Origin of the sequence: Sphingomonas sp. QA11 (assembly GCF_028473665.1) — a bacterium.
Classification (GTDB): Bacteria; Pseudomonadota; Alphaproteobacteria; order Sphingomonadales; family Sphingomonadaceae; genus Sphingomonas; species Sphingomonas phytovorans.
Genome location: NZ_CP098774.1, coordinates 4356986 through 4369832, shown reverse-complemented (window position 1 = coordinate 4369832; position 12847 = coordinate 4356986). Strand labels below are relative to the sequence as shown.

Below are 12847 nucleotides of genomic sequence, written 5' to 3'. Positions count from 1 at the left end.
GATGCCGGACCTCAAGCTCGCGCAACTGCCGGATCGCACGCCGGTCAAGCTGACCTTCTCGGCGACACCGGACCTCCATCATGCACTCAACGACTACGCGACCCTCTATGCCCAGACCTATGGGCGCGAAGAGCCGGTCGCGGATCTCATCCCGGCGATGCTCTCCGCATTTCTTGAGAGCGATCGCGCCTTCAGCAAAGCGAGGACGAAATGAGCGAACGCCTTTTGCCGCCAGAAGAAGTGGCGATCGAGCCGATCAGCGTTCGGATTTCCACCGCCGTGAGGATCACCGGCATCTGTCGTTCCACGATCTACGAGCTTATCGGCGACGGGACGATAGAGACGGTGAAGATCGGTCGGTCGACCTTCATTCTCTATCCGAGCCTGAAGCGGTTGTTCGAGCGGAGCTGACGTCGGTCGCATTCAGCCTCGCTCGAAGCGTTCGCGAGCAGTCTCCACAGAACCGAACACGGTAAATGGTGCGCGGCGTGAATCAGCCAGCTGTGGCGATGGTGGTGCGAAACGCGGCTTTGGCCCGATTGGAGAGCCCTGCCGGGACAGCCGCGGCATGCGCATGGCGATCCCAGTCGGCGACGGCCTTATGGGCCTTCTCGAGGATGGATTTCGCGCGGGCCGATTTGACGTCGCAGAAGCTGGCGAATGCGAGCAGATCGTCGAGGGTGAAGTCGGTGGTCTTGCCGTTGAGCGACATCTGATGCTCGCTCGTCCACGGGCCGGACGGATTATGCGCATAGGCGACGTCGAAAGCGGGCGACAGGCGCCACGCGCCCTGCTGATCCATCAGGAAGGCGATATTTTTGACATGGTCGTCCTGGTTGCGAATCAGGATGTTGAAATAAGCCCGGCGCAGCTGCTCTTCGATCGCTTTCTGTCCGAGGCCGAGTTTGCGGATCGTCTCGATCGCCTGCTCGTAGGAATAAGCACGCGCCAAGTTGAAATCGAAGTGTCGCATGGCACCGAGCGATAGCATGTGGATCTTTCCGCCGCTCGCGGTGCGATCGAAACGCTTGGTCATGAAGTGCGCCCGCCCGCCCTCTTCATGTAGCCGGCATGGCATCATCTCGATGCCGGCGTCGCGCGCGGCAAGGTAGCAGGCATATTCCAGGCGACCGAAGCCTTTCGGGTCGGCCAGTTCCTTGTCGCTATTGTCGGCGACGCCATCAAATTTGAGCAGCCAGGATTCAAACCCCTCGGCTACCTCCACCTGACCCGATCGGAATTCACCGGTCGTCGGATTCCAGGCCAGCACGGCCTTGGCGCGCGCGCCACCGGCCGAGGTGCCGACCTTGAGGATCTCCTGGAGCGCGGCCGCATCATGCGTACCATCCAATTGGCCCTTGAGCGCCTTTCGCTGGGTCAGGATCGTCGAGGCCAGGTCAACCAAGTGCGCGATCTCGACATGCTCGCTTTTGCGATCGACATCGGCTTTGGCTGGACGGAATTCGAGCGCGCCCATCCCGCGTACGCCCGTGTAGCAGAGTCGTTCGACCGGGTTCATGCTGCTCGCGGTCCGGCCCTGCTCGGCGAGCCAGCGATCGATGAGCAGGTTACCGAACTTGTCGGGCAAGCTGTCCGACAGAAATCCCGGCAGGCCCTTGAACGTATCGCGCGACAGGTTGGGAAAGTCGAACACGCCCGCGCGGAGCGGCACCGTGAGCGGCGCGATCTCGATCCGTGAGGTTAGAAATTTCGGATCATATTCGAACGATCCGAGTTGGCGCTGATCGTCCCAGAGGACTGCACCGATCTGCCGGCCCCATAGCCAGACTTCAGCGCGTATGACATCCGGCATCGACTATTCCTCCCCCCAGGACCAGGGCCCATCGTCCTGATCGGGGTCTTGCGGGCGGGCGCGCGCTCGCTCGGTGCCTCGCGTCGTGTGCGCATCCATCGGGCTCAGGCGCGCGTCGGGTACGATGTCCAGCAGGCGATCCCCGATATCGAGCGCGCGCAGCACCCGTGCCAGCGTCTCGATCGTACCGCCGCCCTTTTCGAGCTTGCTAACGGTTCCCCGCCGGACTCCGGCTGCCTCTGCTACATCCTGCTGACGCAGATTGCGCGACAGACGATATTTCTCGATCCGCTCGCCGAGCATCACGAGCACATTGGCGATAGGTTGCTGCTTACTATCCTCATTAGGCACGGAAATGCGATCCTTATCCTAGTTTGAGGGGCTTAAGGCCTGTATAAGCGCTCATAGCGGGTTTATCAATAAGGTCCGCTTTCGCATACGTTAAGCCTTAAGCGGACCAACAATGAGTGCATAAGCGTACATTATCATTTTTGCGGGACCTATTAATAAGCCGGGCCATGCTCAACCGCCTCGCCGCGACCCTCAATGTTGCTGACACGGTCCATCACTCGTTTCGTTATCGGGATCGTTCCGATGCGTAGGTATATGCGAGCTTAGGACGCATAGCGGCGACGCGACTGAACGAACGACCGAGATGGGACGCGAAGCCACCACCGACCCGCGCTGGCGGCAATGGCGACGCTCGCTCATTGAAGTGCCCGCTTCGAGCGACTCCCAAAATCGACCGTGACCACCTTGCTGTCATCGGAAGACTTGTCGCTGCCGTTCCCGCCGCGGAGCTGGTCGAGATAATTGGACCAGTGTTGCATCATGCGCACGCGCTCTTCCCAATATTGTCCGCGCGCATAGGCTCGCCGCACGCCGTTATTCTCCATGTGCGCGAGTTGCCGCTCGATGGCGTCAGGGTTCCATAGCCCCATCTCGTTGAGCAGGGTCGCCGCCATCGCCCGGAAGCCATGCGCGGTCATCTCGCTGCCGCTGTAACCCATCCGCCGGAGCGCGAAGGTGACGGTGTTCTCCGACATGGGGCGCTTCCAGGTATGGGAGGCCGGGAAGACATAGGGGCTGTGGCCGGTCAGCGGACGTATCTCGTCGAGCAGGTCCAGCACCTGTCGCGACAGCGGCACCTGATGCGGCCAGCGCATCTTCATCTTCTCAGCCGGGATCGACCACACCGCGCGCTCCAGGTCGAACTCGCTCCATTCGGCCCGGCGCAGCTCTCCAGGGCGTACGAAGACGTGTGGCGTCATGCGCAGCGCGAGCTTGGTGATCGCGTATCCAGGGCAATCGTCGATGTCCCGGAGCAGCTTGCCCACTTCCTTCGGCCGCGTGATCGCGGCGAAGTGCTTGGTCTTGGGAACGATGATCGCGCCGCGCAGATCGCGCGCAGGGTCGACTTTCGCCCGCCCCGTGGCGATGCCGTAGCGAAAGACGCGGCTGATCACGCTTCGCATGCGCCGTGCGCTCTCATAGCGGCCCGTCGCCTCGATTTTTCGGAGCACGGCCAACACTTCCTGCACTTCGATCTCATGGATCGGGATGTCGCTGAGAAACGGATAGACCTTATCGAGTAGCCAGCGCACCTTGCTGAGCGTCACCTCTGCCCGTTCCTCGCGGGTGATCTTGACGAACCATTCCTCCGCGACAGCCCGGAATGTGTTGTTCTCATCGAAATGCGCCCGAAGCTTCCGGCGCTTTTTCTCGACCATCGGATCGATGCCGTCCGCGACCATCCGGCGTGCGGAGTCGCGTTTGACGCGGGCATCGGCAAGGCTGACCTCAGGCCACACGCCGATCGCGAGCGTCTTCTGCTTGTCGAGGAAGCGATAGCGAAAGCGCCAGTACTTGGCGCCATTCGGCATCACCAGGAGGAAGAGGGAGCGCTCGTCACTGAGCTTGTAGGCCTTTGTTCGAGGCTGCGCATTTCTGATCGCAAGGGCCGTAAGAGCCATGGGGTATCTCCGTCCGAAAACGGGCGAATCCACTGCCGAAATGTGCCACCAAAACTGGTGGTATGTCGGCGGATGCGCCCAAATCTCGTCGGAAAGATATTTGGAAAAAGGCTTTTTACCCAGCCACTTACGCGACGCTGATGAACGTCAATGGACCGGGAAAATGGTGCCCAGAAGAGGACTCGAACCTCCACGGCCTTGCGACCGCCAGCACCTGAAGCTGGTGCGTCTACCAATTCCGCCATCTGGGCACGGGGTAGGGGGCGGCCCTTAGGGGACGCTTGTGCGGCTTGTCAACACGGGCGTCGCGCGGCAAGGGGACGACGGCTCACGTTAGGCAAGGCACGCAGGCATGAAGAACAGGCTGGTTACGCTGATCGGCGGCGGGGGTTTTCTCGGCCGATATGTCGCGCAGGAATTGCTCGCGGCCGGCGCGCGCCTCCGAATCGCTCAGCGCGATCCGCGCGAGGCGCTCTTCCTGAAACCGCTCGGGGGGCTCGGCCAGACTCAGTTCGTCGCGGTCGACGTGCGCAAGCCCGACAGCATCGCGCGGGCGGTCCGGGGCGCTGATGCGGTGGTCAATCTGGTTGGCGTGCTCAAGGGCAATTTCCAGGCGCTGCACGTTGATGGTGCGCGGGGTGTCGCCGAGGCCTCCGCAGCGGCAGGCGTCCCGGCGCTGGTGCATATCTCGGCCATCGGCGCCGATTTCGCGAGTTCATCGGCCTATGGTCGCTCCAAGGGTGAGGGTGAAGCGGCGGTGCGCGCGGCTTTTCCCGCCGCGACGATTCTTCGGCCGTCGATCATCTTCGGGCGCGAGGACCGGTTCGTGAACCGATTTGCCGGCATGATCGCGTCGGCGCCGGTGGTGCCCGTGCTGCGCGCAAACACGAAATTCCAGCCAGTCTATGTCGCGGATGTCGCGCAGGCAGTGGTCAAGGCGCTCGGCGACGAGACCGCGCAGGGCAAGACGTTCGAACTGGGCGGTCCTGATATTCTGTCGATGGGGGCGCTGATCCGCTGGATCGCAGGTGCGATCGGACGGGAGCCGTCGATCGTGGAGATTCCCGATGCGATCGGCCGGCTGATCGCGACGGGCGGTTTCCTGCCTGGCGCGCCGATCACGCTCGACCAGTGGCGCATGCTGCAGACGGACAATATCGTTGCTGCCGGGGCCGAGGGCCTGACGGCGTTCGGCATGTCGCCGACGCCGCTCGATGCGGTCGCGCCGGGCTGGCTGGTCCAGTATCGCAGCCATGGACGTTTCGGGACACGCGCCGCCGCGTGATCTCGTCCGGTATCGCCGGATAATCAGTCGCGGCACTCCGCCGCAAAAGGGGAATGCGCGTGGACCTGATCATCATCATCCTGCTCGGCATCGTCGAGGGGGTGACCGAATTCCTGCCCGTCTCCTCGACCGGACACCTCATCCTCGCCGGCCGGCTGTTCGGCCTGCCTCAGGCGGACGCGACCTTCGACATCGTGATCCAGCTCGGCGCGATCCTGGCGGTCGTGGTGCTGTTCTGGGGGCGCTTCATGGGCGTGCTGCGCGGCCTGCTGAAGCGCGATCCCGGGGCGATCCGTTTCACCCGCAACGTGCTGCTCGGTTTCCTGCCGTCCGCAGTAGTGGGCGCGCTGGCCTATGGCGCGATCAAGGCGGTGCTCGAGGCACCGGTGATCGCGCCGATCGTGGTGTCGATCGCGCTAATCGTCGGCGGGGTGCTGATCCTGGTCATCGAGCGGCTGTCGAAGCGAATCACCGCCAACTCGGTCGAGGCGATCACCTGGCGCACCGCGCTCGGCATCGGCGTACTCCAGTGCCTTGCGATGATCCCCGGGGTCAGCCGTTCCGGCGCGACCATCATGGGCGCGCTGATGCTCGGCGTCGATCGGGAGACGGCGGCTGAATACAGCTTCTTCCTCGCCGTGCCGACCATGCTCGGCGCAACCACGCTGGCGCTCTACAAGGGGCGGCACGAACTGGGCGACGCGCACCTGACCGCGATCGCGATCGGCTTCGTCATTTCCTTCATCGTCGCGATGCTGGTGATCCGCTGGTTCGTCGCTTTTATCGGCAAGCACGGTTTTGCACCCTTTGCTTGGTACCGAATCATGGTCGGTGCCGCGGCGCTGGCGTGGCTGCTTATATAGGACCGATTCGGTATTAGTATGAAAGAATGAGCGGCAGGACAAGGCGGCTGGAGGCATAAATACGGCAATATAGGTAAGGTATGCTTACCTATATTGCCGATTCGACGTGACAACCCTCGGCAAAAACGCTAGCGCACCCTCGATTTCATGAGGCGGGCGACGATGGCTGACGGCAACACGTTGAAATTCGTGGATCGAGCGCAAGCCTATCCGGGCAAGCGCGCGGCCAAGCCGCGCGCCGAGGATTTCCGCGAAATCGCCGATCGCTACGCGCCCATCGCGGCCGAGGAACAGGCCGGGCGCTGTTCGCAATGCGGCGTGCCCTATTGCTCGGTGCATTGCCCGCTGCATAATCACATCCCGGACTGGCTGCGCCTGACCGCTGACGGCCGGCTGCGCGAGGCCTATGAGCTCAGCAACGCCACTTCGACCATGCCCGAGATCTGCGGCCGCATCTGCCCGCAGGACCGGCTGTGCGAGGGCAATTGCGTGATCGAATTCTCCGGCCATGGCGCGGTGACGATCGGCTCGGTGGAGAAGTTCATCACTGACACCGCCTGGGAAGAGGGTTGGGTCGAGCCGCTGGTGCCGGGCGCGGCGCGCGGCCAGTCGGTCGGCGTGATCGGCGCCGGGCCGGCTGGGCTTTCCGCCGCCGAATATTGCCGGACGATGGGTTATGACGTGCATGTCTATGACCGGTACGATCGCGCCGGCGGCCTGCTGACCTATGGCATCCCAGGCTTCAAGCTGGAGAAGCATATCGTCACCCGCCGGATCGACCGCCTGAAGGCTGGCGGCATCGTCTTCCATGAAAGCTTCGAGGTCGGCCGCGAGGCGACGCTCGACGACCTTCGGAGGCGGCATGATGCAATCCTGGTCGCGACGGGCGTGTACAAGCCGCGCGCGATCAAGGCGCCTGGCGTCGGCAGCGCCGGCGTGGTCGAAGCACTCGACTATCTCATCGCGTCGAACCGCAAGGGCTTTGGCGACGCGGTGCCTGACTTCGACAATGGCAAGCTCGACGCCGCCGGCAAGAATGTCGTGGTGATCGGCGGCGGCGACACAGCGATGGACTGCGTCCGCACGGCGATCCGGCAGGGCGCGAGTTCGGTAAAGTGCCTGTACCGCCGCGACCGCGCCAACATGCCGGGATCGCAGCGCGAGGTTGCCAATGCGGAAGAGGAAGGCGTCGAATTCGTTTGGCTCTCCGCCCCCCAGGCGTTCGATGCGGGCGAGGTGGTGACAAGCGTGCATGCGACGAAAATGCGGCTAGGTGCGCCCGACGCCAGCGGCCGCCGCGCGCCCGAGGCTGAGCCGGATGGCGGTTTCCAGCTCCCGGCTGACCTCGTCATCAAGGCGCTCGGCTTCGACGCCGAGGAACTGCCGGTGCTGTTCGGCGCGCCGGAGCTTGGCGTGACGCGCTGGGGCACGCTGCTGGTCGACAACAAGACGCTGATGACGTCGCTCGACGGCGTCTTCGCTGCGGGTGACATCGTCCGTGGCGCAAGCTTGGTGGTCTGGGCGATCCGCGATGGCCGCGATGTGGCGGCGACGATGCATGGCTGGCTGAAGGCAAAGGCGCAAAAGGGGCGTAAAGCGGCATGATTGATTTTATGAGATATCGGCATTGTCTGGCTGCCGGGCTCATGCTGGCCGCGGTTCCCGCGGCGGGGCAAAAGACGGTGCCGGCGGCGTCCGCCGCGACGAGCGCTCCCATTCCGTCCATCGATCCGGAACGCCACGCCATCGCCCAGGCGGTCGTCGACAAGGTTTTCCCGCCCGGGACCTATCGCCGCATGATGGACGGCACCCTGTCCCAGATGATGTCGTCGATGACGGATCGGATGATGGATATTCCCGTTGCTGATCTCGCCCGCATGGGCGGCATTCCGGAAGACAAGCTCCACAATCTGAAGCCGGCAACGCTGCGCCAGGCGATGAAGATCATCGATCCGGTCTTCGATCAGCGCATGAAGAAAATGATGGATGTCATGATGCCCGCGATGATCGATCTGATGGATACAATGGAACCGGACGTTCGTGTCGGTGTCGTCGAGGCCTATGAGCGGCATTTCGCGACCTCCCAGCTTGTCGAGATGAATCGCTTCTTCTCCACTCCGGTGGGTACCGAATATGCGGCCCAATCCATGCTGATGTTCACAGACCCGGCGGTGATAGCGCGCATGAAAGACATGATGCCGAAAATGATGGCCGCGATGCCGGTCATCATGGCTAAAGTGAAAGCCGTCACGGACGATATGCCCAAGCCGGGCAAAATGACCGCCAAACAGAAAGCCGATCTCGCGGCCTTGTTCGAGGGGGACAATGACGCCCCCCGACGGCAAGAAGAAATAGAGTAAAGCCATGGATATGCACGCCGAACGCCTCCGCCTCGCTGCGGAAGGCATGTATCGCCCAGAATTCGAATCCGATGCCTGCGGTGTCGGCCTGGTCGCCGCGACTGACGGCAGGCCGTCGCGTCGCGTCGTCCAGTCGGCGATCGATGCGCTGAAGGCGGTGTGGCACCGCGGCGCGGTCGATGCCGACGGCAAGACCGGCGACGGTGCCGGCCTGCATGTCGACCTGCCGGTCAAGTTCTTCGACGACGCGATCAGCGCCTCGGGTCACAAGACCATGCCGAACCGGCTTGCGGTCGGCATGATCTTCCTGCCGCGCACTGATCTCGGCGCTCAGGAGGATTGCCGCACGATCGTCGAGAGCGTGATCATCGAGGAAGGCTATACCATTTATGGCTGGCGTCAGGTGCCGGTCGATGTCTCGGTGATCGGGCAAAAAGCACAGGCGACGCGCCCGGAGATCGAGCAGATCATGATCGCCGGCCCGCTGCCGGACGAACAGAGCGCCGCCGAGTTCGAGAAGAATCTCTATCTCGTCCGCCGCCGGATCGAGAAGCGCGTGATCGCGGCGCAGATCCAGGGTTTCTACATCTGCTCGTTGTCGTGCCGATCGATCATCTACAAGGGCCTGTTCCTCGCGGAGAGCCTGTCGGTCTTCTATCCCGACCTGATCGACCAGCGTTTCGAGAGCCGGGTCGCGATCTTCCACCAGCGCTATTCGACCAACACCTTCCCGCAATGGTGGCTGGCCCAGCCGTTCCGCTGCCTCGCGCATAATGGCGAGATCAACACGATCCGCGGCAACAAGAACTGGATGCTCAGTCACGAGATCAAGATGGCGAGCCTCGCGTTCGGCGAATATTCGGAGGACATCAAGCCGGTGATCCCGGCCGGCGCGTCCGATACCGCCGCGCTCGACGCCACCTTCGAAGCGATCTGCCGTTCAGGCCGCGACGCGCCGACCGCGAAGCTGATGCTGGTGCCCGAGGCCTGGGGGCCGAAGGGCGAGATGCCCAGGGCGCATCTCGACATGTACAAATATCTCGCCAGCGTGATGGAGCCGTGGGACGGCCCGGCGGCGCTGGCGATGACCGACGGCCGCTGGGCGGTGGCGGGCATGGACCGCAACGCGCTCCGCCCGCTGCGTTATACCCGTACCAGCGATGGCCTGCTGATCGTCGGATCGGAGAGCGGCATGGTCGTCGTCCCCGAATCGACCATCATCGAAAAGGGCCGGCTCGGGCCGGGTCAGATGATCGCCGTCGACCTTGATGAGGGCGTGCTGCTCGACGACCGGGCGATCAAGGACCGGATTTCGGGCGAAGCCGATTATGCCAAGATGATCGGCAACTTCCTCGGCGTGAACGACCTGCCGGATGCGCCGGCCGACGCGACCGTGCGTTTCGACCGTGCCGACCTGACCCGCCGCCAGGTCGCGGCTGGGCAGACGCTCGAGGACATGGAGCTGATCCTGTCGCCGATGGTCGAGGGCGCGAAGGAAGCGATCGGATCGATGGGCGACGATACGCCGCTCGCGGTCATTTCGGACAAGCCCCGGCTGATCAGCCAGTTCTTCCGCCAGAATTTCAGCCAGGTCACCAATCCGCCGATCGATCCCTTGCGCGAACGCCATGTGATGTCGCTCAAGACCCGCTTCGGCAATCTCGCCAATATCCTCGATACCGAGGACCGGCGCGACGGCGTGCTGGTGCTCGAATCGCCCGTGCTGGCCGGCACCGACTGGGCGCGGCTCAAGGCGTTTTTCGGCAACAAGGTCGCCGATATCGATTGCACTTTCGAAAACGGCGGTGGGCCGGAGACGCTCCGCGCCGCGATCGCGCGAATCCGTGCGGAGGCCGAGCAGGCGGTGCGCGAGGGCAAGAGCGAAATCTTCCTGAGCGACATGAATATCGGTGCGAACCGCGTCGGCATCGCCGGCGTGCTCGCGGCGGCGGCGGTCCACACGCATCTCGTGCGGCGGGGCCTGCGCTCCTATGCCAGCATCAACATCCAGACCGCCGAATGCCTCGACACCCATTATTATGCGGTGCTGATCGGCGTCGGCGCGACGACGGTGCATGCCTATCTGTCGGAGGCATCGATCGTCGACCGGCATCAGCGCGGCCTGTTCGGTGACCTGACCCTGGAGAAGTGTCTCGCCAATCACCGCCATGCGGTCGACGAGGGGCTGCTCAAGATCATGTCCAAGATGGGGATCGCGGTGATCTCCAGCTATCGTGGCGGCTATAATTTCGAGGCGGTCGGGCTGTCACGCAGCCTGGTCAACGATCTTTTCCCGGGCATGCCGGCAAAGATCTCGGGTGAGGGCTATGCCTCGCTTCATCTCAACGCGGCGCTGCGCCATGAAGCCGCCTATGATGACGTGGTGGTGAACCTGCCGATCGGTGGCTTCTACCGCCAGCGCCATACCGGCGAGACTCATGCCTATTCGGCGCAGCTGATGCACCTGTTGCAGACGGCGGTCGCGACCGACAGCTACTCGACCTATCTGCAATTCTCGCGCGGGGTGGAGGCGTTGCCGCCAGTCTATCTGCGTGACCTGTTCCAGTTCAATTACCCGAACGAAGGCGTGGCGGTCGACCAGGTCGAGGCGATCACGGAAATCCGCAAGCGTTTCGTGACGCCGGGCATGTCGCTCGGCGCGCTGAGCCCTGAAGCGCATGAAACGCTGGCGATCGCGATGAACCGCATCGGCGCCAAGGCGGTGTCGGGCGAGGGTGGCGAGGACAAGGCACGCTATGCGCCCTATCCGAATGGCGACAACGCCAATTCGGGCGTGAAGCAGATCGCGTCGGGCCGGTTCGGCGTGACGGCCGAATATCTCAACGCCTGTGACGAGATCGAAATCAAGGTCGCTCAGGGCGCCAAGCCCGGCGAGGGCGGGCAGTTGCCCGGCTTCAAGGTGACAGAGTTCATTGCGAAGCTGCGTCATGCGACGCCGGGGGTGATGCTCATCTCCCCGCCGCCGCATCACGACATCTATTCGATCGAGGATTTGGCCCAGCTCATCTATGATCTGAAGCAGATCAACCCGGTCGCGCGCGTCTGCGTGAAGCTGGTCAGCTCGGCCGGCATCGGTACGGTCGCGGCGGGCGTCGCCAAGGCGCATGCCGACGTGATCCTCGTCTCCGGCCATGTCGGCGGCACCGGCGCCTCGCCCCAGACCAGCATCAAATATGCCGGCACGCCATGGGAAATGGGCCTCTCCGAGGTTAACCAGACCCTGACGCTCAACGGCCTGCGCGGCCGGATCAAGCTGCGGACCGATGGCGGGCTCAAGACCGGGCGCGACATCGTCATCGCCGCGATCCTCGGCGCGGAGGAGTTCGGCATCGGCACGCTGTCGCTGGTGGCGATGGGCTGCATCATGGTGCGGCAATGCCATTCCAACACCTGCCCGGTCGGTGTGTGTGTGCAGGACGAGCGCCTGCGCGCGAAGTTCACCGGCACGCCGGAAAAGGTCATCAACCTGATGACCTTCATCGCGGAGGAAGTGCGCGACATCCTTGCCAGGCTCGGCTTCCGCAGCCTTGACGAGGTGATCGGGCGCACCGAGTTGCTCCGCCAGGTCAGCCGAGGCGCCGAGCATCTCGACGATCTCGATCTCAACCCGATCCTCGCCAAGGTCGACGCTGACGATGCCGAACGGCGTTTCAGCCTGTCGGCGTGGCGCAACGAAGTGCCCGACAGCCTCGATGCGCAGATGATCAAGGATGCGGCGGCGGTGTTCTCGCGTGGCGAGAAGATGCAGCTGACCTATTCGGTGCGCAACACGCACCGCGCGGTCGGCACGCGGCTATCGAGCGAGATCACGCGCAAGTTCGGCATGTCGAAGCTGGCGGACGGGCATGTCCATGTCCGCCTGCGCGGCTCGGCGGGTCAGTCGCTGGGCGCGTTCCTGTGCAAGGGCATCACGCTCGAGGTGTTCGGCGACGCCAACGACTATGTCGGCAAGGGCCTGTCAGGCGGCATCATCGCGCTGCGCCCGGTGGTCAGCTCACCGCTCGCCAGCCAGGACAACACGATCATCGGCAACACCGTGCTTTACGGCGCGACTTCCGGCAGCCTGTTCGCGGCCGGCCAGGCGGGCGAGCGGTTCGCGGTGCGCAATTCGGGCGCGACCGTGGTGGTGGAAGGCTGCGGCGCGAACGGGTGCGAATATATGACCGGCGGCACAGCCGTGGTGCTTGGGGCGGTCGGCGCGAACTTCGGCGCCGGCATGACCGGCGGCATGGCGTTCGTCTATGACGCGGACGGCAGCTTCGAACGCCGCGCCAACCCGGAGAACATCGTGTGGCAGCGCCTGTCCTCGATGCACTGGGAGGCGGTGCTGCTCAACCTCGTCCGGGCCCACCATGCGGCGACCGACAGCAAATGGTCGGCGGCGTTGCTCGACGATTGGGGACGGGTAATCGACCGTTTCTGGCAGGTGGTACCCAACGAGATGCTGACACGTCTGGCGCACCCGTTGGATGACCGGTCGGAGATGGTCGCGGCCGAATAGGGCATGCTCGACCACACACACGCGTCATGCC

10 protein-coding genes and 1 tRNA gene are annotated in these 12847 nt (G+C 63.7%); 7 read left to right on the top strand and 4 right to left on the bottom strand.

The window, feature by feature from the left end; genetic code table 11:
• The first annotated feature begins 1 nt into the window (after position 1).
• Together NDN01_RS20105 and NDN01_RS20100 are read left to right on the top strand one after the other, a co-directional pair.
• Positions 2-214 (top strand): DUF2274 domain-containing protein, encoded by a 213-nt coding sequence (locus tag NDN01_RS20105; RefSeq protein ID WP_272623616.1) that lies wholly within the window; start codon positions 2-4, stop codon positions 212-214.
• A complete protein-coding gene (locus tag NDN01_RS20100; RefSeq protein ID WP_272623615.1) occupies positions 211-411 on the top strand; it encodes a helix-turn-helix domain-containing protein in 201 nt (66 codons plus the stop codon). The genes NDN01_RS20105 and NDN01_RS20100 overlap by 4 nt, the downstream gene beginning before the upstream one ends.
• 82 nt (positions 412-493) lie before the next feature.
• Here NDN01_RS20100 and NDN01_RS20095 read toward each other — a convergent pair whose 3' ends face one another.
• The 4 genes from NDN01_RS20095 to NDN01_RS20080 all read right to left on the bottom strand — a co-directional run bounded on the left by NDN01_RS20095 (position 494) and on the right by NDN01_RS20080 (position 4037).
• A complete protein-coding gene (locus tag NDN01_RS20095) occupies positions 494-1813 on the bottom strand; it encodes a type II toxin-antitoxin system HipA family toxin (RefSeq protein WP_272623614.1) in 1320 nt (439 codons plus the stop codon).
• A 3-nt stretch (positions 1814-1816) separates the two neighbouring features.
• Positions 1817-2164, bottom strand: a complete 348-nt coding sequence (locus tag NDN01_RS20090; RefSeq protein WP_272623613.1) for a helix-turn-helix domain-containing protein — start codon at positions 2162-2164, stop codon at positions 1817-1819.
• Positions 2165-2520: 356 nt separating this feature from the next.
• Entirely contained in the window at positions 2521-3786 is a 1266-nt protein-coding gene (locus NDN01_RS20085) for a tyrosine-type recombinase/integrase (RefSeq protein ID WP_272623612.1), read from the bottom strand.
• A 164-nt stretch (positions 3787-3950) separates the two neighbouring features.
• Positions 3951-4037, bottom strand: a tRNA-Leu gene (locus NDN01_RS20080).
• Between the two features lie 101 nt (positions 4038-4138).
• On the opposite strand from NDN01_RS20080, the gene NDN01_RS20075 reads away from it, so the two are divergent.
• The 5 genes from NDN01_RS20075 (at position 4139) to gltB (ending at position 12816) form a co-directional block, all read left to right on the top strand.
• On the top strand, positions 4139-5071 hold the full coding sequence (locus NDN01_RS20075; protein ID WP_272623611.1) for a complex I NDUFA9 subunit family protein: 933 nt from the start codon (positions 4139-4141) through the stop codon (positions 5069-5071).
• 53 nt (positions 5072-5124) lie between these two features.
• Positions 5125-5934 (top strand): undecaprenyl-diphosphate phosphatase, encoded by an 810-nt coding sequence (locus tag NDN01_RS20070; protein ID WP_272623610.1) that lies wholly within the window; start codon positions 5125-5127, stop codon positions 5932-5934.
• Positions 5935-6096: 162 nt separating this feature from the next.
• The gene (locus NDN01_RS20065; protein ID WP_272623609.1) at positions 6097-7539 is read left to right on the top strand and encodes an NAD(P)-dependent oxidoreductase; all 1443 of its coding nucleotides are present in this window, start codon (positions 6097-6099) and stop codon (positions 7537-7539) included.
• Positions 7536-8294, top strand: a complete 759-nt coding sequence (locus NDN01_RS20060; protein WP_272623608.1) for a DUF2059 domain-containing protein — start codon at positions 7536-7538, stop codon at positions 8292-8294. The genes NDN01_RS20065 and NDN01_RS20060 overlap by 4 nt, the downstream gene beginning before the upstream one ends.
• A gap of 4 nt (positions 8295-8298) precedes the next feature.
• Positions 8299-12816: a glutamate synthase large subunit gene (gene gltB / locus NDN01_RS20055; protein WP_272623607.1), complete on the top strand. Its 4518-nt coding sequence runs from the start codon at positions 8299-8301 to the stop codon at positions 12814-12816.
• Positions 12817-12847: the final 31 nt, after the last annotated feature.